15 protein-coding genes are annotated in these 20,467 nt (G+C 70.4%); 8 read left to right on the forward strand and 7 right to left on the reverse strand.

Annotated features, from left to right (window positions below):
• Positions 1 to 129 precede the first annotated feature (129 nt).
• Positions 130 to 4,491 (forward strand): hypothetical protein, encoded by a 4,362-nt coding sequence (locus SCNRRL3882_RS03635; protein WP_010043778.1) that lies wholly within the window; start codon positions 130 to 132, stop codon positions 4,489 to 4,491.
• 57 nt (positions 4,492 to 4,548) lie between these two features.
• Here SCNRRL3882_RS03635 and SCNRRL3882_RS03640 read toward each other — a convergent pair whose 3' ends face one another.
• On the reverse strand, positions 4,549 to 5,232 hold the full coding sequence (locus tag SCNRRL3882_RS03640; RefSeq protein WP_010043776.1) for a hypothetical protein: 684 nt from the start codon (positions 5,230 to 5,232) through the stop codon (positions 4,549 to 4,551).
• 462 nt (positions 5,233 to 5,694) lie between these two features.
• Between SCNRRL3882_RS03640 and SCNRRL3882_RS03645 the strand changes: the two genes are divergently transcribed.
• Complete coding sequence (locus tag SCNRRL3882_RS03645; RefSeq protein ID WP_010043774.1) at positions 5,695 to 6,708, forward strand: RNA polymerase subunit sigma-70; 1,014 nt, start codon at positions 5,695 to 5,697, stop codon at positions 6,706 to 6,708.
• Positions 6,709 to 6,824: 116 nt separating this feature from the next.
• On the opposite strand, the gene SCNRRL3882_RS03650 is transcribed toward SCNRRL3882_RS03645, so the two are convergent.
• Both SCNRRL3882_RS03650 and SCNRRL3882_RS03655 read right to left on the reverse strand, forming a co-directional pair.
• The gene (locus SCNRRL3882_RS03650; RefSeq protein WP_231911095.1) at positions 6,825 to 8,363 is read right to left on the reverse strand and encodes a S8 family peptidase; all 1,539 of its coding nucleotides are present in this window, start codon (positions 8,361 to 8,363) and stop codon (positions 6,825 to 6,827) included.
• Between the two features lie 844 nt (positions 8,364 to 9,207).
• Complete coding sequence (locus tag SCNRRL3882_RS03655; RefSeq protein ID WP_010043770.1) at positions 9,208 to 10,173, reverse strand: pirin family protein; 966 nt, start codon at positions 10,171 to 10,173, stop codon at positions 9,208 to 9,210.
• Between the two features lie 156 nt (positions 10,174 to 10,329).
• On the opposite strand from SCNRRL3882_RS03655, the gene SCNRRL3882_RS03660 reads away from it, so the two are divergent.
• The 3 genes from SCNRRL3882_RS03660 (at position 10,330) to SCNRRL3882_RS03670 (ending at position 11,689) form a co-directional block, all read left to right on the forward strand.
• The gene (locus tag SCNRRL3882_RS03660; protein ID WP_010043768.1) at positions 10,330 to 10,812 is read left to right on the forward strand and encodes a MarR family winged helix-turn-helix transcriptional regulator; all 483 of its coding nucleotides are present in this window, start codon (positions 10,330 to 10,332) and stop codon (positions 10,810 to 10,812) included.
• A complete protein-coding gene (locus tag SCNRRL3882_RS03665; RefSeq protein ID WP_010043766.1) occupies positions 10,809 to 11,264 on the forward strand; it encodes a MarR family winged helix-turn-helix transcriptional regulator in 456 nt (151 codons plus the stop codon). The genes SCNRRL3882_RS03660 and SCNRRL3882_RS03665 overlap by 4 nt, the downstream gene beginning before the upstream one ends.
• A 134-nt stretch (positions 11,265 to 11,398) precedes the next feature.
• Positions 11,399 to 11,689: a tetratricopeptide repeat protein gene (locus SCNRRL3882_RS03670; RefSeq protein WP_050810287.1), complete on the forward strand. Its 291-nt coding sequence runs from the start codon at positions 11,399 to 11,401 to the stop codon at positions 11,687 to 11,689.
• An 85-nt stretch (positions 11,690 to 11,774) separates the two neighbouring features.
• Here SCNRRL3882_RS03670 and SCNRRL3882_RS03675 read toward each other — a convergent pair whose 3' ends face one another.
• Positions 11,775 to 13,184, reverse strand: a complete 1,410-nt coding sequence (locus tag SCNRRL3882_RS03675; RefSeq protein WP_010043754.1) for a PepSY-associated TM helix domain-containing protein — start codon at positions 13,182 to 13,184, stop codon at positions 11,775 to 11,777.
• A gap of 154 nt (positions 13,185 to 13,338) precedes the next feature.
• Between SCNRRL3882_RS03675 and SCNRRL3882_RS03680 the strand changes: the two genes are divergently transcribed.
• Both SCNRRL3882_RS03680 and SCNRRL3882_RS03685 read left to right on the forward strand, forming a co-directional pair.
• Entirely contained in the window at positions 13,339 to 13,983 is a 645-nt protein-coding gene (locus SCNRRL3882_RS03680; protein WP_010043752.1) for a peptide deformylase, read from the forward strand.
• Positions 13,984 to 14,138: 155 nt separating this feature from the next.
• The gene (locus tag SCNRRL3882_RS03685; RefSeq protein ID WP_010043751.1) at positions 14,139 to 15,731 is read left to right on the forward strand and encodes an ABC-F family ATP-binding cassette domain-containing protein; all 1,593 of its coding nucleotides are present in this window, start codon (positions 14,139 to 14,141) and stop codon (positions 15,729 to 15,731) included.
• A 13-nt stretch (positions 15,732 to 15,744) separates the two neighbouring features.
• Here the strand turns inward: SCNRRL3882_RS03685 and SCNRRL3882_RS03690 are convergent, their stop codons facing one another.
• Positions 15,745 to 17,175, reverse strand: a complete 1,431-nt coding sequence (locus SCNRRL3882_RS03690; RefSeq protein ID WP_010043748.1) for a dihydrolipoyl dehydrogenase family protein — start codon at positions 17,173 to 17,175, stop codon at positions 15,745 to 15,747.
• A gap of 118 nt (positions 17,176 to 17,293) precedes the next feature.
• Between SCNRRL3882_RS03690 and trxA the strand changes: the two genes are divergently transcribed.
• Positions 17,294 to 17,680, forward strand: a complete 387-nt coding sequence (trxA, locus tag SCNRRL3882_RS03695) for a thioredoxin (protein WP_010043745.1) — start codon at positions 17,294 to 17,296, stop codon at positions 17,678 to 17,680.
• A 37-nt stretch (positions 17,681 to 17,717) separates the two neighbouring features.
• On the opposite strand, the gene SCNRRL3882_RS03700 is transcribed toward trxA, so the two are convergent.
• Both SCNRRL3882_RS03700 and SCNRRL3882_RS03705 read right to left on the reverse strand, forming a co-directional pair.
• Positions 17,718 to 19,154 (reverse strand): benzaldehyde dehydrogenase, encoded by a 1,437-nt coding sequence (locus tag SCNRRL3882_RS03700; protein ID WP_010043744.1) that lies wholly within the window; start codon positions 19,152 to 19,154, stop codon positions 17,718 to 17,720.
• A 257-nt stretch (positions 19,155 to 19,411) separates the two neighbouring features.
• Positions 19,412 to 20,461: a LacI family DNA-binding transcriptional regulator gene (locus tag SCNRRL3882_RS03705; protein ID WP_029181442.1), complete on the reverse strand. Its 1,050-nt coding sequence runs from the start codon at positions 20,459 to 20,461 to the stop codon at positions 19,412 to 19,414.
• Between the last annotated feature and the right edge of the window lie 6 nt (positions 20,462 to 20,467).

Raw genomic sequence — 20,467 nt, forward strand, 5'->3', positions numbered from 1 at the left:
ACATCCCTGCAAGGTCCAGGTGCGCACCGTGCCCTGGACGGTCTCGAAGTAACGATTCGTCAGCACCACGGACTGATCTGGCAGAAAGAAAGGAGACCAACCATGCGAAGACAGCACAGAAGACGTGCGATGGCTGTCATCGCGGCGACCGCGGTCGCCGCGATGACGTTCACCATGGCCGGTACAGCGCAGGCAGTGGGTGCGGCACCGCCGAAGAAGAGCGGACACACCAGACCGATCAGACCGACCAAGAAGAAGCATCCCCTGGCGGTTCCCGCCGAGGACCGCGCCAGCGTCCTCGGCAAGAGCTGGAAGACCTCCGGCGATCGCGCCGTGACCACCGCCGCCGACAGCGACGGACTGCACCTCCTCGTCGCCGACGCGAAGACCGGCTACCACTGGAGGACCGCCACCGTCCTGTCCGAACCGCAGCTGCCGGCCGACACCTGGATCGGCAACAGCTGCCTCATGGACGAACACCACGCAGCCGTCGTCTACGCCCCCCGCACCTTCACCAACAAACCCGACCTGATGATGGGCGGCGCCCTGACGGCCGTCGTCGACCTGGACAGCGGCGACGTGACCAAGATGCCGTTCACCGGGTCCCTCGCCTACTTCGACCCCACCTGCAACTCCCACACCCACACCGCTGCGTTCACCGCCCTGCGCGACGACAAGACGCGCCTGATCACCGTCGACACGCACGGCGACACCGTCGCGGACACGACCGCCAACGGTGAGATCACCTCCGCCGTCCCCGTCGAGGACGGGCTGATCGGCGCGGCCGGGAACCGGCTCGTCCACATCAGCCGCAAGGGCAAGCAGGCGACGCTCACCGCGACGAAGCACGCCCCGTACGACATCGCCGCAGGAAAAGACGGAACGGTCACCTACATCGACCGCACCGACAACACCCGGGCCCGCGTGCAGACGTACGCACACGGCACGAAGACCACCGTCGCCCACGGCGAGACCACCGCGATGGGCCTCGCCCAGGACACCACCGGCAAGGTCTACCTCCTCGGCCAGGCCACCCACGACGCGGCATTCGGCCGCAGCGGCATCACCGAGACGAACATCCCCCACGACGCACAGCTGTCCACCCGCGGCCGTCTCGCCGTCGACCCGGTCGTCTCCGACGCCGTACAGCGCGGCGTCGCCAACATCAAGGGAATCGGCAAGGACCTCTCGCACACCGCGAAGGAGCCGGCCACCGGGCAGGGCGCTGGAATCGTCAGTCACCTCCTCGACATCACCGCGACGTCCACCATCACCGGGAAGCGCACCACGCTCACAGCCGACGAGCCGGACGCCACAGCGGGCGGCACCACCTCGCCGGCCCTGACCGGCGGCAGCCGGCCGCAGATGTCCACGATGAGCCTCATGACCACGGACACCGACGACCCGCGCGCGCACAACCCCGTGGACACCGACGCCTGGTGCTCCGTGCCCCGCAACGACGTGAACACCCAGGCCCTCCAGCCCACCCCCAACCAGGTGGAATGGGCCGTCGACATGGCCGTGCGCGGAGACCTCACCTCCGGCTACATCAAACAGGGCGGCTGGCGCACCCAGACCGGACTGGCCACCATCGACCCCCAGGGCACCTGGCCCGCCCCCCAGCTCAACGGCGGCGGCCGCATCCCCGCACAGGTCGAACTCGGCATCCTCGCCCAGGAGTCCAACCTGTGGCAGGCCGAATCCGGCGCCATTCCCGGCCAGATGGGCAGCCCGCTGGCCTCCGTGGACGGCTACTACGGACACCAGACGGGGGGCAGCCTCGCGGACTACTGGACCATCCACTGGGACCTGTCCGACTGCGGCTACGGCGTGGGCCAGGTCACCGACGGCATGCGCAAGGCCGGACTCGAGAAGGACGACGAAACCTCTCTCGACCCCAAACTCCAGCGCGCCATCGCGCTCGACTACACGATGAACATCGCCTCTTCGCTCTACATCCTCGCGGACAAGTGGAACGAGGTCCACGAAACCGGCCAGACCATCACCGTCAACAACGACGACCCGGCTAAGCCTGAGAACTGGTTCACCGCCGTCTGGAACTACAACCTCGGCTTCAACCCCCGGTCCAAGGAAGCCGAGAACGGAAACTGGGGACTCGGCTGGTTCAACAACCCCGCCAACCCGGTCTACCCGGCCGACCGGGACCCCTTCATGGACATGGACGCCGACCCGGTCAACTGGCCCTGGGACGCCGCCCACCCGCAGTACTGGCCGTACGAGGAGAAGGTCATGGGATGGGCCGCCTGGTCCATCGACACCGGCCACTCCTACGCGACCTCCGGCCGCCAGGACTGGCCCGGCGAATCGGGCTACAGCTCCGCCGGTTTCTACCCCGCATGGTGGACCACCACCGCCGCACGCACCGCCATCAAGCCGCCACTGGACACGTTCTGCAACACGGCCAACAACTGTGACGCCGCCAACCCGCCGGACTGCCCCGACGCCGGCTGCTACACCCAGTACTGGTGGAACGCCGCCAATGCCACATGGAAGGACAACTGCTCTTCCACCTGCGGCAACGAGAAGATCAAATACGCGACGCTGATCAGCGAGCCCGGTCGCGGATACCGCCTCCAGTACGGCACACCGCAGTGCGGTACCGGGGACCTTCCGTCAGGAGCGAAGATCGTCCACTCCGTTCCGGCGGGAACACCCACCTGGAGCGACTGCGGAACGACGACAACCGACGGCTCGTTCCAGTTCACGTTCTACCCCGACCCCAACGCCACCGGACCCGGCCTCGGCCAGTACGACGCCAAAGCCGACCTCCACCAGATCGGCGGCGGTTACCAGGGCCACTTCTGGTACGCACACACCCGTGATCAGGCCCACCTCGGCGGCGACGGCGGACGCATGACGATCCAAGGCGACTGGAAACTCCCCGGCGCCGTCCCCGAAGAGCAAGCGGCGATCTACGTCCACATCCCCGACACCGGAGCCCAGACCACCAAGGCGTTCTACGAAATACCCACCGCCCTCGGCACCGCCAAGGTCACGGTCAACCAGGACGCGAACGAAAGCAACACCTGGGTCTACCTCGGCGCTTTCCGCTTCAACGACAAGGCGCCCGAGGTCAAGCTCTCCAACACCACCTACACAGGGTCCGGCGACGACGACATCGCCTGGGACGCCATGGCCTTCGTCCCCGGCGACTACGGCATCCCGAGGGACTACGCCGTCGACCTCGCCCTGCCGGCGTACGACAGCAGCAGCCCCAACCCCAACCAGGCCATCCAGTCCCCGGACGACAAGGCCACAGCCGCGCTGGGCAAGGACGCGTCCAACCCCGGCCCCGACGGCTCACTGGCGACCAGCGTCTCGTCCCAGGGCCTCGCGACCTGGTGCGACGACGGGAAGATCATCGCCCGTGCCACCCGCACCATCGCCTGCGAGAACCGGGCCATGCCGTACTACTACATCACCTCGGAAGGCAACAGCGGAACGATCATGTTCCAGATCCAGCGCGTACTGGAACTGGACGGAACGAACTCCTTCACCGAACACCTCAGCATCGCGCCGGACTCCGTCCCTCTCGACATCGCCGATGTCATGCTCGCCATCAACAAGCATCTGTGCGAAACCGGCTGCACACCCAACGAACCAGGAAACAGCGCCTGGAACGGAGCACCCAACTGGACACCGGGAGACACCCACGCTGCGAATCTGACCACCACTTACACCTGGGACAACTCGGTCGCCGGTAAGGAATTCCTCTTCCACCCGGACGTCCAGATCGACGGAGACATCTACCCCTCCGACAACAGCATCGCCCCCACGCACACCGGCTACCAGTGGTCCAAGAGCCAGGTCCGCAAGACCGACCTCGACGAAATCCGGTGCGACACCAAAATAACCTCCACCGGAGGATGCGTCTTCCACAACTACGCACCCACTTACACCTTCAACGCCGCCAAATACCCGCAGGCAGCAGCCCACGCCTGGCTCATCCAGCACGGCAGTCCGAAGAGCCCGGGACTGGAAAGCATGAATACTCCCTTGTACTACCTGCCGGGCGGACGCAACGGAGCGAACCGTGCCGTCATCTGTGACGTGGACGGATGGGCACGGACCAACTACGATCCGGCTGCCATGAACAGCAGCACCGACGATCCGAACTGCGACGAGTTCACCTTCAACGCCTCCTACAACAGCGGTGGGCAGCCAGCCGACCTCGATGGACTCAACCCCGTCTCCACCGGCGCGGAATGCATGCAGACATACGCGCAGATGGACAACGGAACCATCCATCTCAGAAATCTTCCCGGAACGATGCCGAGTTTCCGGGAGGTATGCGGAAGGTCGTCCATCTCAGGCGTCCAGAACAGCGGATCCATGGCAGCCTTCTCCTCGGGATTCGCCAAGAACATGCGTCTCATGGACAGGGACGCCTACTGGCTGAACACCAACATCAAGGGTGACTGTGCCACTGGAACCGGAACCTTCATGCGCTGCACCATGACCACGAACTAGAAGCGGGAGACCGGCAGAACAGCAAGGGCGGCTGGTCCACCAGCCGCCCTTCGCATGTCACATGAACGGATCCAGCAGCAACGCCACGGGAAGCTCACCCGACTCGACCGCCCCTCTGGGAATCGTCAGACCGGTGTGCTCGCCAACCGACCTCCACACCGCGGCATGAAGACCAGCAGACCCGCCCTCCACAAATGCACGCCACTCCGCGGGAGACGAAAACCCATCCGGGTCCGGCCACACGGCGCCGTTGCTCCGCAACCGGCTGTTCAGCAGGTGAGCCCTGCTCGACTCACTGTCCGGTGCCGGACCCGCCAGGCTGTGCCGGAACTCTGCCCGTAGAAGGTCACCTTCACCGGCTGAATAGAACAACCACGACGGCTGCACGGCGACGTTCGCGTACAGGCACACGAACTCCTCACCCTCGCGAGGAATCACAGAACTGTTGCCGTCAGCCCAGTGCTGATACCAGGCACAGACTCCGGAATCCTCCAGGACGTACGACCACTCACCGGACGTGCCATACATGCAGGGAGTCCACGGGGCGTCCACGGACAGAGGATCGAAATCACGGTACTGGGCCCGAATGCCGATCTGGTCATCCCGAGCACCCAAGCGCCGCAGGAGGTCCTCCACCGGAAGACCACGCACAGCGGTCAGCGACACTCCGCCACGCATGCCGGGACCACCCATGGGTTCCTCGAAACAGTGGTCACCAAGCCACTCGATGCTGTCGCTCACTTCAACTCCTGGTCGGATATCAGGTCGGCCATGACGGCATAGAGGGACCGGCTGGGACGCCGCAGGCTCCTTGCATGGTGGACCTTGTCGCAACAGAGGCTCGGCCATCCGGTAGTAAAGATTCACGAATGAAACCCCTAAATTGTTCCCACAGCTTACTTTCAGGGCGGCTTCTCGGGCCGTCGGCTGAATCGGACCCTGCCGACCCTCGGTGGCCGACGGCGAGACTCGGTGACGGACGGCCACCACCGACGTGCCCTCGGACACCACGGCCGCAGGCTCCGACACCGACGGGCACGACACCGAGCACGGCCTGGACGGCGACCTCAGACCGTCCCCCTCTCAGTCGGGGTGGGGCCGAGGGCAGCCGCCCCGGGCGGCGCCGCCTCCTCGGGTGATGAGTTTTCGCGCCCGCACCCGTCACACCTACGACGGGGCACGACGAGGCGGAAGGAGGACGTGATGAGTGCGGACACGCGGAGGGAGGGACTGGGCGTGAGCGGTCCGGCCGTGAGCAGACTGGACGAGGTCGACGAGCCGACGTTCTCGGGGCTGGCGGAGCGGCACCGGCGGGAGCTGCACGTGCACTGCTACCGGATGCTCGGGTCGTTCGAGGACGCCGAGGACACCGTGCAGGAGACGTTCCTCTGCGCCTGGCGCCGGCGGGAGACCTTCGAGGGGCGGTCGACGTTCCGGGCCTGGCTGTACCGGATCGCCACCAACGCCTGCCTGGACCTGCTCGCCAAGTGCCGACCGGAGCCGGCGACCGGCGGAGAGGTGCTGTGGCTGCAGCCCTACCCGGACCGGCTGCTCGACGAGCTGCCCGCGGGCGACGCGGACGAGCCGGAGACCGTCGCCGTCGCGCGGGAGACGATCGAGCTGGCGTACCTGGTCGCCGTCCAGCACCTCGCGCCGCGCCCGCGGGCCGTGCTGATCCTGCGGGACGTGCTCGGCTGGCCGGCGAAGGACGTCGCGGAGATCCTCGGTGACTCCGTCAACTCGGTGAACAGCGCGCTGCAGCGGGCCCGCGCCGGCATGCGGGAGCACCTGCCCGCCGAGCGGCAGGACTGGACCGGCGGCGAGCAGGACGCCGGGACGCGCGAGCTGGTACGCCGCTACACCGAGGCCAGCGTGGCCACGGACGTCCCGGCGCTCGCCGCGATGCTGCGGGACGACGTCCGCTGCTCGATGCCGCCCACGCCGGGCCTGTACGTCGGCCGCGACGCGGTGGTGAACGACTGGGTCGAGAGCGGCTTCGAGGGCACGAAGGGCCTGCGCGCCGTCCCCACCTCGGTGAACCGGCAGCCCGCCGTCGCCTTCTACCTCTGGCGGGAGCGGGAGGGCGCGTACCTGCCGCTGACGATCGACGTCCTGCGTGTCACCGGCGGGGTGATCACCGAGATCATCACGTTCCACGACGACCGGTTCCCGCGGCTCGGGCTGCCGGAGCGCCTGCCGGCGGACGGCACACAGTAGTGGTGCCGGTGTGGACGCTCGCGCTGCGCGGTGACGCGCGTGTCGCGGCCCGCACCGCCCGCCCGTCGCAGCGCCGCATACGTCGCAGCGCGGCTGTCGTCGGCGATCGCCGGGGGTCACGCCAGGGCGGCCGGGATCAGCTGACTCAGGTCGGGCCGGTTTCCGATCCGCTGGGTGGCCGGGCGACCGGGCGCGTCCTGCTGAGGCCAGCCGGTGTTCCTCAGCAGGTGGCGGGCCCGCCACCCGTCCAGCGGGCTACGGCCGCTCGCCTTCAGTGCGCCCTGTACACAGGCGACAGCTCCAACGACGATCGGGGACGCGCTCGACGTCCCGCTGAACCTGTCGGTGTACCAGAAGTCGGGATTGCCCCCGGCCTGCAGGTCGCCGTATCCCGTCGTGGTGACCTCTCGGCCCCACCCCTGCACGTCCACGCACGAGCCGAAGTTGGAGAAGCCGAGGCGCGAACGGTCGGGGCCCCAGTCGGCACCGTGGGTGCCAGGCGGGGGAGCGCCGGCGCCGACGATGACGGCACCGGAGTCGAGCATGCTGCGCCGGAAGGGGTTGGTCCACCACAGCGGGAAGCCGGGGGACGGGGGCCTGTCGTACACCGGATCGTCGAGGTTCTCCGCGCCGTTACCGGCGGCTTCGACGACGACCACGCCCTTGTATGTGGCATAGCGGATGGCAAGGAAGTCATCCGGCCACCACTCGACCGCGATGAACCCCTGCTGACCTGTCCCGGTGGCCCGTGGCCCCGGCCGGTGAATCTCCAGGAGGAGGACGTCCCCGGGGCCCAGTCGGTCCGCGGCGGCCCGGATGGCGGTCGCGGTCGGCAGAGAGAACGACGCGGCGCTGATCACCGCGTCGGGCGCGATGCCGGTGACGCCGAAGCCGTTCACGTCACCACTGATCTCGCCGAGGACGGCGGTGCCGTGATTGGTGTCGATGCTGTTGATTCCCGCGATGACACCCCCCTGGTTCTGGAGCAGGTCCTCATGGCCGAAGCGCCAGCCCCATTCACAGTCGATCACCCGGACTCCCTTTCCTGTGCCGCCCGGCTGCTTCCAAGCGTGGCGGGCGTCGATGCCAGCCGGTCCCGGGTCCAGGTAGATCTGGCGGACCATGTAGTCGGGCGTCATCGATGGCGCGTCCGGCCCGATGGGGGCCATGTCGTTGATGGGCGTTTCCTTGCGCTCCTCGGCCCTGGAGAAGGGACGTGTCCAGTGCCGCGTCTCGGTTTCGGCCCGGGCGAGTTCGGCAGCCGGCTTGATATAGGCGGCCTCGATGACGTCGAGTTCCCGGAGTCTTTCGGCGATCCCCTCGAGCTGCTCCTCGGGCGCGTCCACCTGGTAGAAGCGCACCATTTTGCCGATGTTCTCCTCGACCTGATCGGCGGACTCGCCCGTCTGCGGCGTCTGTTGGGCCTGGCGGCCCAGCCGCGTCAGGTCGGCGTCGAACAGTGGCTTCAGCACGATGTCGGGCGCAGCCGCCAGCTCATTCAGCCCGGCCACATCAGTACCCCGGGCCGACGACGCGCCCGACGGCGTGATCTCCACGCCCACGTCCTCCGCCACCGCGCAGATGAGTTCGGGACGTCCTCGTGCTTCGTCGTACTGCGGTCGGCGGTTTCCGTCATTCATTCCCTGCCTGGGCATATTCGCTCCTTCTCCACGTCATGACGCGCGGGAGGCTTCCCTGGGGGTCGAAATTCATCATGAGCCTGCGCCCGGAAAGTCATAGATCCGCCGCACGGGGCTTCAGCCGCTGGACCCGGCGCGCGACCGTGCTTGCTGAACCACGGCCCGCCGACTGACCGGCCGAAATCTCGACAGGATGACGCTGCCGATGGTTCCTCTCCACCACGCTGACACAGGTCCCGGCCGGCCGCACATCCACATGGCGGACGGCCATTGGAGGGAAAATCGCGCTGGCGAACCTGCTGATCCGGCCACCTCAGGGCACGGGGGCAGGGGCCATTTCGGTTGGCGAGTCTCCGGTGGCATATAAGGGTGGCGGCGATGCAAGGCCGGGGGACGTCTTCTCCCGGGCGGGGAAGGCGTGTTGGTCCTCGCCGCCATGGTGCACCTCAGGGCCTCGCAAAAGCTGAGGCAGTGATCCCGCAGGTCCTTCAGCACGTCCGGTACGACGTCCCCGCCCGCGGCTGCTCGCCCTGCCCCGCGACGAACGCGGCGGCCCGCTCGCGCCAGTTCACCGATCTCCTGGCGCAGCCAGGTGCCACTAAGGCCGTTGAGCGTGGTCCGCAGGCCGCGCGCTCAGCGTTACTCGGACAGCAGATGGCGCGCCCGACCACAGCGATCTCCTTGGGTCAGCAGGAGTCCTGTCACAGCTACCCACAGGCGGTCAGCCCCTGGAATCACTCGCCACCACACATCGGACCTGCGGCAGACCCACCCACCCTCCCCCAGTGATCGATGGGCGGGGGCGGAGCCCCGACGGCACGTCACCCACCCATCGCCGGCAATCTGCCGTTTCCGCAGGTCAACGCACCCTTCCCCGCGGCTTCAACGGCGTCGGCGGCAGCTCGGGAGCGGGCAGCGGATCCCCGTCGTAACCCTTCACCTCCCCGAATCTCGACCCTTCCATCCAGTCCCGACGCGCCTGTTCGATCTCCTCCTGGGACCGTCCGATCCAGTTCCAGAACATGATCAGTTCCTCCTCGAACGGCTCGCCGCCCAGGAGCATCAGGCCCGCGTCCGACTCCGCCCGCAGCGGCAGTTCGCTGCGGCCGCAGCCGAGGTAGAGCATCGAGCCGGGCAGGACCGGGACGCTGTCCACGTGGGCCTCGCCGGACATGGACAGGACGGCGTACTCGAAGTCCGGTTCCAGGGGGAGGCGTACGTCCGCGCCTCGGGAGAGGGCCAGGTCGGCGCCCGTGATCGGGGTGTACGCCGTGCCGGGCGAGGTCGCGCCGTCGAGGTCGCCGAGGATCAGCGTCGCCTTGACGCCTGGTGCCGTGACGACCGGCAGATCGGCGTGGTGTTCGAAGCGCGGGTCGGTGTGGCGGTGGCCGTCCGGGAGGGCGACCCACAGTTGCGCGCCATGCAGGAAACGGGCGTGCGAACGAGGGCTCTCCTCGGAGTGGCTGATCGCCCGGCCGGAGGTCATCAGGCCCAGTTCGCGCGGCCGGATCATCTGGCGGCTGCCGGTGGAGTCGCGGTGCAGCACCTCTCCCTCGTGCAGCCAGCTCACCGTCTGGAGCCCCATGTGGGGATGCGGCGGCACCTGCATGCCGGGTTCGTCGGCGATGTCGTCGGGGCCGTAGTGGTCGACGAAGCACCAGGCCCCGACCATACGGCGGCCCAGGTTGGGCAGCAGCCTGCGGACCTCGCTGGATTCGCCCAGCTTGACGTGGCGCGGACTGAGGAGTTCGCGAACCGGCTCGGCCACCACGAAGCCGCGGCCACCACACAGGGAGGGAGCCGCCTCGCGCTCAAGATTGCTCATGGCGCCCAACCTAGTCCGGTGGAAGGGCCCGCGTCAGCGCGTCATCCGGGCCGCGCCCGGGCGTCCCGGATGACGCGCCGGCGACCGACACCCTGCCGAACATAGTAGCCAGGAATATAATAGCCATGAATACAGTAGCTATGTACTCTATCTGTCATGAGCAAAGGTACCGAAGGCGCGACGCCCGGCTTCCTGGTGTGGCGGCTGTCGATGAAGTGGCGGGTGGCCGTCGACCGGGCGGTGGCGCCGCTGGGGCTCACCCACGCGCAGTACTCCTTGGTGGCCTCCCTGTACGGCATGCAGCGCTCCGGCGAGCGGCCCAGTCAGCGTCGCCTCGCCGACCACACCGGACTCGAGCCGCTCTACGTGTCGAAGCTCGCGCGTGCGCTGGAGGCCGCCGGTCTCCTGGAGCGCACCCGGGACCCGCACGACCCGCGTGCGGTGCAGCTCGCACTCACCGAGCAGGGCCGCGAGGTCACCGGGCGGGCGATCAAGGTCGTCCACGGACTCCTCCAGCAGCTCCTGGAGCCACTCGGCGGCCTCGACGCCGCACGCACCCGTGAGTTCACACGCGATCTGACGGCCCTGCTCGACACACCTCTTGATCCCATCAGCGAGAACGAGACGGAGCAGTCATGACCACCACCACTCCCCCGCTCGATCCCCGCGTCATCGCCCTGGCCCACTACGCCGGCCGTGCGGTCCTGGAGAACGTACTGGCCCGGCACGGCGTCACCTTCCAGCAGTCCGTCACCCTCCGGCTCGCCGCAGTCGCCGACGGCCCGGTCGGGCGCGAGCAGCTGGTCGACGGCGTCGTCGGAGCGCTGAAGAACGACCCGGCGGAAGCGCACAGCGCGATCGACGAGCTGATCGCCGCTCGGCTGCTGGCCCCGGCCGAGGGGCCTGACGTGCGGATCACGGACGCCGGGCGGGAGCTGTACGCCAGGACGGCCGGCGAGACGGCGCCCTTCTCCGCCCGGATCTACGCCGGGATCCCGGAGGAGGACCTGGCCGTCGCCGGCCGCGTGCTGAGCCTGATCACCGAGCGGGCCAACGCCGAGTTGGCCGAGGTGGCCGCCCTCGGCGAGTAGCGGCCCGATGCAGTAGTGGAATATTGAACCAACGCGTTCGGTTGTCGGCCTCGAAGGAGGCACGAGTGACCACGACCTACGACGCGACGTACTACGCCCACGGGACACCGGCGGAGCGCTGGGAGCGCGCGCAGATGTTCTTCGACGCCAAGGACTACGCCGCCGCCGCGCGCGTCCTCGTCGGGCTGGTCGAGGAGGTGCCCGAGCAGACCGCGCCGCGGCTGCTGCTGGCGCGTTCCTACTACCACTCGGCCCAGCTGCGCCGCGCGGAGGCGGAGTTGCGGACGATCGTCGAGCGGGACCCGGTCGAGCACTACGCCCGGCTGATGCTCGGCCGCACGCTGCAGCGGCAGAACCGGCACGAGGAGGCGGAGTCGCATCTGCGGATCGCCTCGGCGCTCGCCGGTGACTTCGAGCAACGCTGACCGCCCCGTACCCGAAGGTGCCCGGCTCCCCTGTGGAGCCGGGCACCTGTGCGTCGGCGGATCCCCTGCCTCATCGGCGGGTCCGCTACCGCGCCGGCGACCCCGCTCCGTACGTCCGCCGTCCCCGCCGGTAGGCGATCTCGCCCAGCAGGATGTCGACGGCCAGGAAAGCCGCCAGCGGGATGCCGAACAGGGGCAGGAAATAGCCGAGCACCGCGATCCCCGCCAGCAGCGGTACCAGGATCTGTGGCGGCACCTGCTGCCAGGCGCCGCGTGGGACCGGGCGGCCGAAGGCGGTGCCGCGGCCGCGCTGCCACCACATGCGGTAGCCCCACACGATCATCAGGATCAGGCAGAGCGCGAGCAGCATCAGGGCGATCTGGTTGGCCAGGCCGAACAGGATGCCGGTGTGCAGGTCGATGCCCCACCGGGTGAGTTTCGCGAGCACCGGGTAGTCGGCGAACCGCAGCACGTCCATGACCTCACCACTGGCCGGGTCGATCGCGACGGAGTCCTGCTTCTCGGGCCAGCTGCGCTGCACCTGCCTGACCACGTACGCCGACTCCGCGTCCGCCGGCGGCACGATCTCCACCGGGTCGCCGAGGCCCTCGGCCCGCGCCGCCGCCAGCACCTCGTCCAGGCCCACCCCGTGCGCGGCGTCACCGGCCTGCCCGGCGGCGGAGCCGTGGCCGGTGTGTTCACCGCCGGCCGACGCCGACACCGCCGGGGTGGCCTGCCCCAGCGTGGTCCGCAGCTCGTCGATGCTGGCTCCGGCGTGGGCCGACCAGGTCAGACCGGTCGCCGAGAGGAAGAAGAACCCGGCCGCCGCCCACACGCCGATGCCGCCGTGCAGCCCGAGGGTGCGGCGCCGCCCGTTCGTGCCCCGCACCTTGCGCAGGGCACGGCGGCGGGAGAACCACAGCACCAGTCCTCCGGCCGAGATCACCCACAGCCAGCTGGCCGCCAGTTCGCTGTACAGGCGACCCGGCTCCCCCAGGTGCAGGTCCCGGTGGAACTCGTCGATCCAGGTACGCAGCGGCAGGGCGCCGGTCGAGCCGTACTGGTCGAGGGAGCCGCGCACCTTCGCGGTGTACGGGTCGACGAACACGGCGAGCGTGTGTCCCTCGTCGACGCCCGGGACACCGGACAGCATCACCCTGGTCGTCGCGTCCGCCTCGGGTGAGGGGCGTACGGCCGAGACCGTGCCCTCGGGGTGGGCCTTGCGGGCGGCGGCCACCTGCTCGCTGATCGGCAGCTTCCGCTCGCCTGCGGGGACGGTCAGTTCGTGGTCGTACACGATCTTCTCGGCCTGGAAGGAGGCGGCGTACAGCAGTCCGGTGACGGCGGCGACGAGGAGGAACGGCGCCACCAGGACCCCGGCGTAGAAGTGCAGGCGGAGGATCAGCGGACGCAGCGGGGCCCAGGTGTTCTTCGACGGTGCCGGGTTGGCGGGAGGCGGGGTCTCGTCCGTGGTGGTCGAGGGAGCGGTGGTCATCGGCGGGCTTCTCCGGGGGACGTCGTCTTGGCCGTCGCAGTGCGGTCGTCGGCCGTTGCGGTGCAGTAGTCGGGGCTGCGGGGCGTCCAGTTCCCGAAGGGGGTGTGTGATGTGGGTCACGCGAGGGGGGTGGGGGCCGTGTCATCCTGACGCGATGGGAACTCCGAGCGATCGCGCACCCCTGGCCGAACAGGTCGAGGAACTCCTCGCCGGTGGCGGCCCGTTGACCATCGTGGCGGCCGGCGATCCGGTGCTGCGGCGCGGCACCGAGCCGTACGAGGGTCAGCTGGGGCCCGCGCTGCTGGCCCGGTTCGTCGAGGCCCTGCGGATCACCATGCGCGCGGCGCCCGGGGTCGGCCTGGCCGCGCCGCAGGTCGGTGTACCGCTCAGGGTCGCGGTGATCGAGGATCCGGCGCCGGTTCCGGAGGAGGTGCGGCTGGCGCGCGGACGGGTGCCGCAGCCGTTCCGGGTGCTGGTCAATCCCGCCTACGAGCCCGTCGGCGGCGCGCGGGCCGCGTTCTTCGAGGGCTGTCTGAGCGTGCCGGGCTGGCAGGCCGTGGTGGCGCGGCCCGCCGAGGTGCGGCTGACCGGGCAGGACGAGCACGGGCACGCGCTGGACGAGGTGTTCACGGGCTGGCCGGCGCGCATCGTGCAGCACGAGACGGACCATCTCGACGGGGTCCTGTATCTGGACCGGGCCGAGTCGCGTTCCCTGTCCTCCAACCGGGCGGTGACGGAGCGCTGGGCCCAGCCGACGCCGGAGGAGGCCGCGCTGGCACTCGGCTTCGAGCTGCCGTAGCGCACGGCGAGCCGGAAGCAGGGCACGGAAAACCGGAGGCGCCCGTCGGGGCGCCTCCGTTACCGTGACGTCCATGTCTACGCCCCGAATTTCCTAGCCGAGGACCCGCTTCCACGCCACCCGTGTGTCCTCTTGCTTGTTCGGAGCGTTTTCTCATGATCACCGTTCGTGACGTCGACGTGCGCGTGGGCGCGCGTCTGCTGCTGTCCGGCGTCTCCTTCCACGTCTCCCCCGGCGACCGCATCGGCCTGGTCGGCCGCAACGGCGGGGGAAAGACGACCCTGTTGCACACCCTGGCGGGCACCCTGCGCCCCGCCGCCGGGACCGTCACCCGCAGCGGGGACGTCGGCCATCTCCCGCAGGACTCGCGCGCGGCCGACCAGTCCGTCACCGTCGCCGACCGGATCCTGTCCGCGCGCGGCCTGGACCACGCCGTACGGGCGCTGCGCCGTGCCGAGGCCGCGATGGCCGAGGGGACGGAGCGGTCGATGAACGCCTATGTGCGGGCCGAGTCCGAGTTCCAGGCGCGCGGCGGATACGCGGCCGAGGCGGAGGCCGCCCGGGTCGCCGCCGGGGTCGGACTGCCGGCGGGCCTGATGGACCGCCCGCTCAGCGCCCTGTCGGGCGGTCAGCGCCGGCGGGTGGAGCTGGCCCGCATCCTGTTCGCCGGGCACGGCACGCTGCTGCTGGACGAGCCGACGAACCACCTGGACGCGGACTCGGTCGCCTGGCTGCGCGGTTTCCTCAACAGCCACCAGGGCGGGCTGGTGATGATCAGCCACGACACGTCCCTGCTGGCCGGCACCGTGAACCGCGTCTTCCACCTGGACCCGGGACGTACCGCTCTCGACGTCCACAACACCGGCTGGGACGAGTACCTGGCCCAGCGGGACGCCGACGAGCGGCGACGGGCACGCGAGCGGGCGAACGCCGAGCGCAAGGCGACGGCGTTGCACGCCCAGGCCGACAAGATGCGGGCCCGGGTGGCGACCGCGGTGGCCGCGCGGAACATGGCCCGCCGTGCCGACCGGATGCTCGCGGACCTCGAACCGGCCCGGCGCGCCGGGAAGACGGCCAGGATCCGGCTGCCGGAGCCTGCGCCCTGTGGCCGGATCCCGCTCGGCGCCGTCAGCCTGACCAGGTCGTACGGCGGGCAGCACGTCCTGCGGGGCGTCGACCTCGCCGTCGACCGGGGCAGCCGCCTGGTGGTGCTCGGGCCCAACGGCGCCGGGAAGACGACCCTGTTGCGGATCCTCGCCGGCCAGGACACGCCGGACAGCGGCCGGGTGGTCCACGGGCACGGGCTGCGTCTCGGCTACTTCGCCCAGGAACACGACACGCTGGACCCGGAACTGACGGTGCGTGAGCAGCTGGCAGGTGCCGCCCCGCATCTCACGGACGGCGAGGTCCGCCAGGTCCTGGGCTCGTTCCTGTTCCCCGGCGACGACGCCGACAAGCGTGTCGGCGTCCTCTCCGGCGGCGAGAAGACCCGGCTCGCCCTCGCGGGCCTGGTGCACTCGGGCGCGAACGTGCTGCTCCTCGACGAGCCCACCAACAACCTCGACCCGGCCTCCCGTGCCGAGGTCCTGGCCGCGGTGGGCAGGTACCCGGGCGCGATCGTGATGGTCACGCACGACGAGGGTGCCGTCGACGCGCTGCGGCCGGACCGGGTGCTGCTGCTGCCGGAGGCGGAGGAGGACCTGTGGAGCGACGACTACCGGGAGCTGGTGGTGCCCGCGCACGCGTGACAGCCGGATCGGGTCAGGCGTCCCGGTAGGACTCCAGCAGCCGCAGCCACACCTCGCTGATCGTCGGGTACGAGGGGACGGCGTGCCACAGGCGGCCGATCGGGACCCGGCCGGCGACGGCGATCGTGGCGGAGTGGATGAGCTCGCCGACCCCGGGGCCGACAAGGGTCACACCGCGCAGGATCTCGTCCTCGACGTCCACGACCATGCGGGCGCGGCCCTTGTAGCCGTCGGCGTACAGGCCCGCGCCGGCGACGGTGGACAGGTCGACGTCGACGGCCTTCACCCGGTGCCCCGCCTGTTCGGCCTCGGCGAGTGACAGGCCGACGGCCGCCGCCTCCGGGTCGGTGAAGACGACCTGGGGAACGGCGGCGTGGTCGGCGGTCGCGGCATGCGCGCCCCACGGCTGTGCGAGGAGGGTCTCTCCGGTGGCCCGCGCGGCGATGGCGGCGCCCGCGATCCGGGCCTGGTACTTGCCCTGGTGGGTGAGGAGGGCGCGCTGGTTGACGTCGCCGACGGCGTACAGCCAGTCGTGGCCGGTGACGCGGAGGCTGTCGTCGACGTCGAGCCAGGAGCCCGGTTCCAGGCCGATCGTCTCCAGGCCGAGGTCGTCGGTGCGCGGCGCGCGGCCGGTCGCGAAGAGGATCTCGTCGGCCTCGACGCGGTCGCCGGTGTCCGTGACGGCCACGAGGGTGCCGTTCTCGCGGGTCACCGATTTCACCGACGTGCCGGTGCGGACGTCCGCGCCGGCCTCGGTGAGTGCCTCGGCGACGAGTTCTCCGGCGAAGGGCTCCATCCGGGCGAGCAGGCCCTTGCCGCGGACGAGCATGGTGACCTTCGAGCCGAGGGCCTGCCAGACGGTGGCCATCTCGGTGGCGACGACTCCGCCGCCGACCACGATCAGGCGGCCGGGCACGTTCTTGGAACTGGTGGCCTCCCGGCTGGTCCACGGCCGGACCTCGTCGAGCCCGGGCAGGCCGGGGAGGGCGGCGCGGCTGCCGGTGCAGACGGCGACCGCGTGCCGGGCTGTCAGGGTGCGGTCACCGCCGTCCGGGCCGGTGACCGTCACCGTGCGGGGGCCGGTGAGGCGGCCGTGGCCGCGGTACAGGTCGGCGCCGATGCTGTCGAGCCACCCGACCTGCCCGTCGTCCCTCCAGTTGGAGGTGTAGTAGTCCCGGTGGGCGAGGACCGCGGACGCGTCGAGGGGGCCCTGCACCGACTGGCTCAGGCCCGGCACGCGGCGGGCGTCCGCGCGGGCGATGACCGGCCGCAGCAGTGCCTTGCTGGGCATGCACGCCCAGTACGAGCACTCGCCGCCGACCAGTTCGCCCTCCACGACCGCGGTGGTCAGCCCGGCCGCGCGGGTGCGGTCGGCGACGTTCTCCCCCACGGGCCCGGCCCCGAGCACCACGACGTCGTACGCCTTGGTTTCCGTTTCCGTCATGGGGTCAGTCTGGTGGGTGGTGTGCGACCTGGCCACACGGGTAGGGGCGCGGAATACGTGCCAGGTCGGCCGTGTTGTGCCGACGGCTTGACCCACACCAGGAAGAGGGATTTACGCCATGAGCAGCACCGTGGAGCTCACCAAGGAGAACTTCGACCAGACGGTCACGGACAACGAGTTCGTCCTGATCGACTTCTGGGCGTCCTGGTGCGGGCCGTGCAAGCAGTTCGCACCGGTCTACGAGAAGGCGGCGGAGGAGAACCCGGACCTCGTGTTCGGCAAGGTGGACACCGAGGCGCAGCCGGAGCTGGCCGCGGCCTTCGGCATCCAGTCGATTCCGACGCTGATGATCGTCCGTGACCAGGTCGCCGTGTTCGCCCAGCCGGGCGCGCTGCCCGAGGCCGCCCTGACGGACGTCATCGGGCAGGCCCGGAACCTCGACATGGACGAGGTCCGCAAGGCGATCGCCGAGCAGCAGGCCCAAGAGGGCCAGCAGGCGGGCTAGGGGTCCGCAACGTCCCGTCGCCCGCCCGGGGGCGGGCCTAGTACGGATACGGAGCCACGTCTCCGCGTACCGTCGTCCAGCGCAGTTCGGTGAAGGCCTCAAGGTTGGCCTCGCCGCCGAAGCGGGCGCCGGTACCGGAGGCGGCCACTCCGCCGAAGGGCGCCACGGCCTCGTCGTTGACGGTCTGGTCGTTGATGTGGACGATGCCGGTCGGTATCCGCTCGGCGAGGTCCAGGCCGCGGGCCGTGTCGCGGGTGACGATGCCGAGGGAGAGCCCGTAGGGGCTCTGCGCGGCCAGGGCCGCCGCCTCGTCGGGGGTGGTGAAGGAGCGTACGGGCGCCACGGGCCCGAAGACCTCCTCCGTGTAGGCCGGGGTGTGGTCGCCGACGTGGGCGAGCACCGTGGGCCGGTAGAAGAGCCGGTCGTGGGTGCCGCCCGCGGCGAGTTTGGCGCCGGCGGCCTTGCTGGACTCGACCAGGCCGCTGATCTTGGCGAGTTGGCCTGAGTCGATGATCGGGCCGAGGTGGACCTGTTCGCGGTACGGATCGCCGACGGCGAGCGAGTCCGCCTTGGCGGCGAGCCGCTCGACGTACTCGTCGTACAGGGACGCGTGCACCAGGTGGCGGCCGGTCGTCATGCAGATCTGGCCCTGGTGGAAGAAGGAGCCCCAGGCGGCGGTGGAGATCACCGCGTCCAGGTCGGCGTCCGCCAGCACGATCATGGCCGAGTTGCCGCCCAGTTCCAGGTGGGCCCGCTTGAGGTGGCGGCCGGCGGCCTCGCCCACGGCCCGCCCGGCGGGGGTGGAGCCGGTGAAGGAGATGACCGGTACGCGCGGGTCGGCGACCAGGGCCTGCCCGGCGTCCGGGCCGCCGGGGAGCACGTGCAGCAGGTCCTGCGGCAGGCCCGCGGCGGCGAAGACCGCGGCGAGGGACAGCCCTCCGCAGACGGCGGTGCGCGGATCGGGCTTGAGGACGACCGCGTTGCCGAGGGCCAGGGCCGGTGCCACGGAACGGATGGACAGGATCAGCGGGGCGTTGAACGGGGAGATCACGCCGACCACACCGGCGGGGACGCGGCGCGTGTACGACAGGCGCGGCGCCTCGCTGGGCAGGACCTGGCCGGCCGGGCGGGAGGCGAGTGCGGCGGCCTCGTAGCACTCCTGGGCGGCGACGTGCAGTTCGAAGTCGGCCTTGCCGGGGACGGAACCGGACTCGCGGACGAGCCATTCGCGCAGTTCGGCGGCGTGTGCCGTGAACAGGTCGCCGGCCCTGCGGAGCACGGCGGCGCGGGCGAAGTGCGGGGCGCGGGCCCACTCGCGCTGGGCGGCGGCGGCACTCTCGGCGGCGGCCCCGACGTCCTCGGGGCCGGCGAGGGCGAGGGTGCCGAGGGCTTGGCCGGTGGCGGGCTCGGTGACGGTGTACCCGGGCCCGGTCAGGGTCTGGGGCTGCCAGGTCCTGGTGTCGAGCAACGGCATGACGGCTCTCCGATCGATCGGTCACCGGCTGACGGGGCGAGCGGAACTCCCGTGAGTGCGCGGCCGGTTCGGCGGTCACATGACGGGACGCGCCGAGCGGGCCGCAGCCGTGTGTGCCGCGGCGGCGTCCGTACGCGTCCTCATTTGGTTGAGCGTGCAACATCCTAGTCATGTCGCGGGGCGGCGATCCTGCCGACCGCCCTCAGCGGCGGCCGTGCGATCCCGACCGGCCGCCGCGCAGCCGTGCTCCGGTCCGGTCAGCTCGACTCGCGGTGCAGCACCGTGGCGCCCAGCACCTTGTGCGTCTCGGGCTCGGTGCCGGGCTTGCGCACGGCGCGGTCGACCAGTTCGGCGAGTTCACGGCCGGAGGGCAGTTCCAGGCGGACCGTGCTGAGCCGCGGGCGCAGCAGCCGGCCGAGCATCAGATCGTCGGCGCCGATCACGGCCGTCTCCTCGGGGATGCGGACGCCCTCGTCCTCCAGGGCCCGCATGAGCAGCATCGCGTACTCGTCGTTGTAGGTGAACACGGCGTCGAGGCCCAGGCTCCGCCAGCGGGCGGCGAGGTGCGCGGCGGCCTCCTCGTCGTACGGCAGGGGCAGTTCGGCCACGGTGGCGTCGGTGCCCCGCAGGGACTGGCGCACACCGTCGAGCCGGGGCGCGGAGAACGCCTCGAGGCCCGGTTCCTGCGGGACGACGACGCCGATGCGGCGCCTGCCCCGGTCGTAGAGGTGGGAGCCCGCGCTGTGGCCGACCACGTCGTGGTCCATGAGCAGTGCGTGCGCGCCCTCGATGGTCTCGGGGCCGAGGGTGACCACGGCCCGCGCCCCCGATCGCTTGAGCACCGCCACCCCGCGCGGGCCGAGCCCGGACCCTGGCACGAGCACGGCCACGGGCCGCAACTCGGCCCAGGCGCGGGCGGCTTCGTCGCCGTGCGGGCCGCCGGTGCCGTACTGCACGACCGTGTAGTCCAGGCTGCCGAGCGCGCCCTGGAGGTCGGTGAGGAACCGGTGGTAGAGCGGGCCGACGGGGAAGGTCGGCGCGGGGATCAGGACCATACGGCTGTGCCCGGCGCGCAGGCTGCGGGCCGCCGCGTGCGGGACGTACCCGAGTTCCTTCGCGGCCTCGTGGACCCGGCGGCGAGTGGGCTCGCTGATCCGTACGGCGCTGGTGTTGTTGAGGACGTAGGAGACGGTCGCGCGCGAGACGCCGGCCAGGCGGGCCACATCGGCGCTCGTGGGCACGGAGCGCGACGGCGCGGGGGACGGGGGCGCGGGCGTTCTGGGTATCTGCACCATGACGTACGGCATCTTGGC

Origin of the sequence: Streptomyces chartreusis NRRL 3882, assembly GCF_900236475.1 — a bacterium.
Taxonomy (GTDB): domain Bacteria; phylum Actinomycetota; class Actinomycetes; order Streptomycetales; family Streptomycetaceae; genus Streptomyces; species Streptomyces chartreusis_D.

Bases quoted from the DNA above. Each gene is read 5' to 3' on its own strand.
- SCNRRL3882_RS03645 (WP_010043774.1), top strand. From the start codon at position 5,695: ATGAGTGCGGACACGCGGAGGGAGGGACTGGGCGTGAGCGGTCCGGCC.
- SCNRRL3882_RS03675 (WP_010043754.1), bottom strand. From the start codon at position 13,184: ATGACCACCGCTCCCTCGACCACCACGGACGAGACCCCGCCTCCCGCC.
- SCNRRL3882_RS03680 (WP_010043752.1), top strand. From the start codon at position 13,339: ATGGGAACTCCGAGCGATCGCGCACCCCTGGCCGAACAGGTCGAGGAA.
- SCNRRL3882_RS03670 (WP_050810287.1), top strand. From the start codon at position 11,399: ATGTTCTTCGACGCCAAGGACTACGCCGCCGCCGCGCGCGTCCTCGTC.
- SCNRRL3882_RS03635 (WP_010043778.1), top strand. From the start codon at position 130: ATGGCTGTCATCGCGGCGACCGCGGTCGCCGCGATGACGTTCACCATG.
- SCNRRL3882_RS03665 (WP_010043766.1), top strand. From the start codon at position 10,809: ATGACCACCACCACTCCCCCGCTCGATCCCCGCGTCATCGCCCTGGCC.
- SCNRRL3882_RS03690 (WP_010043748.1), bottom strand. From the start codon at position 17,175: ATGACGGAAACGGAAACCAAGGCGTACGACGTCGTGGTGCTCGGGGCC.
- SCNRRL3882_RS03660 (WP_010043768.1), top strand. From the start codon at position 10,330: ATGAGCAAAGGTACCGAAGGCGCGACGCCCGGCTTCCTGGTGTGGCGG.
- SCNRRL3882_RS03700 (WP_010043744.1), bottom strand. From the start codon at position 19,154: ATGCCGTTGCTCGACACCAGGACCTGGCAGCCCCAGACCCTGACCGGG.
- SCNRRL3882_RS03655 (WP_010043770.1), bottom strand. From the start codon at position 10,173: ATGAGCAATCTTGAGCGCGAGGCGGCTCCCTCCCTGTGTGGTGGCCGC.
- SCNRRL3882_RS03650 (WP_231911095.1), bottom strand. From the start codon at position 8,363: ATGCCCAGGCAGGGAATGAATGACGGAAACCGCCGACCGCAGTACGAC.
- trxA (WP_010043745.1), top strand. From the start codon at position 17,294: ATGAGCAGCACCGTGGAGCTCACCAAGGAGAACTTCGACCAGACGGTC.
- SCNRRL3882_RS03705 (WP_029181442.1), bottom strand. From the start codon at position 20,461: ATGCCGTACGTCATGGTGCAGATACCCAGAACGCCCGCGCCCCCGTCC.
- SCNRRL3882_RS03685 (WP_010043751.1), top strand. From the start codon at position 14,139: ATGATCACCGTTCGTGACGTCGACGTGCGCGTGGGCGCGCGTCTGCTG.